Source organism: Methylobacterium sp. WL116, assembly GCF_008039455.1.
GTDB lineage: Bacteria > Pseudomonadota > Alphaproteobacteria > Rhizobiales > Beijerinckiaceae > Methylobacterium.
The window spans coordinates 1-2,516 of the sequence record NZ_VRUV01000606.1 but is presented as its reverse complement, the minus strand read 5'-3'; the positions used below and the strand labels follow the sequence as shown (position 1 = coordinate 2,516).

Here is a 2,516-nt window from a genome sequence, read left to right as displayed (position 1 = left end):
GCGCATCGTCCGCACGTGCTGCGCGCGCAGCGCCTCCGCCATCGCCGCGCGGGTGAGCCGGGCGATGCCCGCGGCCTGCGGCAGCGCCAGGGTGATCACCGGCAGCACGAGATGCGTCGGCGCGCCGCCCTCCCAGCCGCTCACCGGCAGCCAGCGCAACGACAGGCCGAAGGCGATCTGCAACAGCGGCGCGACGACGAAGCTCGGCACCGAGAGGCCGAGGGAGGCGCCCGCCCCGACGAGGCGGTCGAGCCATCCGCCGCGGCGGTAGGCCGCCAGCGCGCCGAGGCCGACCCCGAGGATCAGCGAGACGGCGAGCGCCAAGCCGCCCAGGATCATCGAGACCGGCAGGCCGCGGGCGAACAGGTCCGCGACGGTGAGGTCGCGAAACGAGAAGGACGGCCCAAGATCGCCCCGCGCCAGGGCGGCGAGGTAGCGCCCGAACTGCACCGCCAGCGGCTGGTCGAGCCCATAGACCCGCCGCAGGTTGTCCATGGCCGCCGGTGCCAGCGGCCGCTCCAGGTCGAACGGGCCGCCGGGCGCGAGCCGCATCAGGAAGAAGCTCGCCGCGATCACCACGAACAGGGTCGGGACCGCCTGCAGCAGCCGGCGCAGGACGTAGCCGGTCATGGGCGATCGGGGCGTCGGAGGCGACGATGCCGCGTCGGAGCGTTCACGCCCGTCGCGCTTCGCGATACCCGGCCCAGATCCCGATCCCGAGCGAGGCCGGCAGCGTGACGGCGAGGTTCGTGCCGTGGTTGAGGTAGAGATCGCCGAAGAACAGCATCGCGAACACGAAGACCCCGAGCAGGATCGGGTGACGCCTGGAGCGGGCCGGGTCGGGCGCCGGCGGTGCGACGTCGTCCATGGAATGCTCCGCTGCCGATGGTCCCGCCCTGTATCGGTCCCCCGCCCCGGCGAGACAAGCGCCGGGGACACGTGCTCAGCCCACCAGCCGCAGAAACCGCGTCGGCGCGGCGTTGCGCAGGTTCGGCACGTAGCCGTGCAGGCGCGGCGAGATCAGGGCCTTCGAGCGCGTGTGCATCACCGGGATCCAAGGCAGGTCACGCATCGCGAGGCTCTCGGCGCGGGACAGCAGGTCGGCGCGGGCGGCGAGGTCGCGCTCGGCGGCGGCCTCGGCCAGGAGGGCGTCGTACGCGGCGTTCGACCAGTGGCCGGGATTCATGCCGTCGTTGCCGGTGGTGAGCAGGAACAGGAAGTTCTGCGGGTCCGAGTAGTCGGCGATCCAGGACATGCGGGCGACGTCGAAGTCGCCGCCGTCGCGCAGGTAGGCGAAGTGGGTCTTGGCGTCGGTGTAGACGAACCGGGTCTCGATCCCGAGGCCGCGCCACATCTCGGCGACGGCGACGGCGGTGTTGCGGTTGTTGTCGCTGGTGTTGAAGCGGTACTCGACGCGCAGCGGCCGATCCGGCCCGAAGCCCGCTTCCGTGAGCAGGCGCCTCGCCGTGTCCTCGTTGTCGATGGGGAGGCGGGTGCGCCCCTCGGTCTCCGGCGGCGTCCGGTAGTTGTCGAGGCCGGGCGGGCACAGCGAGTAGGCCGGGCTCATGGTGCCGCCCCACAACGCCGCGGCGAGGTATTCGCGGTCGAGCGCCAGCGAGAGGGCGCGGCGGACGCGGACGTCGTCGAAGGGCGGCTTGCGCGTGTTCACCGCCAGGGCGTAGAGCCCGAGCGAGGGTCCCAGCACCACCTGATCGCCGAAGCGGCGACGGAGCGACGCCATCTGGTCGCCAGGCAGGTCGGCCAGCGAATCGAGCTCGCCCGCATCGTAGCGGCGCACCGCGCTCGAGAGGTCCGGCGTCGGCACGAAGGCGACCTGCGCGATCGCGACCTCGGCCGCCGCGTGGAAATGCGGGTTGCGCCTGAGCACGATGCGGTCGTTCGGCACCGAATCCGCCAGGGCATAGGGGCCGTTCGAGACCAGGTTGCCCGGCCGGGTGAAGCCGTCGCCGAAGCGCTCGACCGAGGGGCGGTGCACCGGCAGCGCGGTCTGGTGCGTCAGCAATTCGAGGAGGTAGGGGGTCGGCGCCTCCAGCGCGATCGTTAGCGTGCGAGGGTCCGGCGCCGCGACGCCGAGCGCCGTCGCCGGCATCGCGCCGCGGTTGATAGCGGCCGCGTTGCGGATCGGAAACAGCACCTCGGCGTACTTCGCCGCCGTCTCCGGCGCGAGGATGCGGCGCAGGGAATAGACGAAGGCCTCGGCCTCGACCGGATCGCCGTTCGACCAGCGCCCGCCTTCGCGCAGGGTGAAGGTGTAGGTCAGCGCATCGTCCGAGATGCGCCAGGATTCCGCCGCGCCGGGGACGATGGCGCCGCGATTGTCGTAGGTGAGAAGGCCGTCGTAGAGGTCGCGCAGGATGTGCGCCTCGGCCACCGTCGAGGAGCGATGCGGATCGAGGGTCTCGGGATCGGCGTCGTTGCCGCGCCGATACGTGGCCTCCGGGGCCGCTCCGGCCCCGGCCGAGCCCCCGAGCAGCAGGGCGCCGGCGCCGGTCAGC

General features: G+C 72.6%; 3 protein-coding genes. All 3 read right to left on the bottom strand.

The features are described 5' to 3' along the window. The coding region (locus tag FV223_RS25175) for an ABC transporter permease subunit (RefSeq protein WP_147729511.1) at nt 1-630 on the bottom strand (630 nt) is incomplete at its 3' end. Between the two features lie 43 nt (nt 631-673). Next, nucleotides 674-868: a hypothetical protein gene (locus FV223_RS25170; protein WP_147729510.1), complete on the bottom strand. Its 195-nt coding sequence runs from the start codon at nt 866-868 to the stop codon at nt 674-676. Between the two features lie 75 nt (nt 869-943). Continuing rightward, the gene (locus tag FV223_RS25165; protein ID WP_246689802.1) at nt 944-2,497 is read right to left on the bottom strand and encodes a peptide ABC transporter substrate-binding protein; all 1,554 of its coding nucleotides are present in this window, start codon (nt 2,495-2,497) and stop codon (nt 944-946) included. Nucleotides 2,498-2,516: the final 19 nt, after the last annotated feature.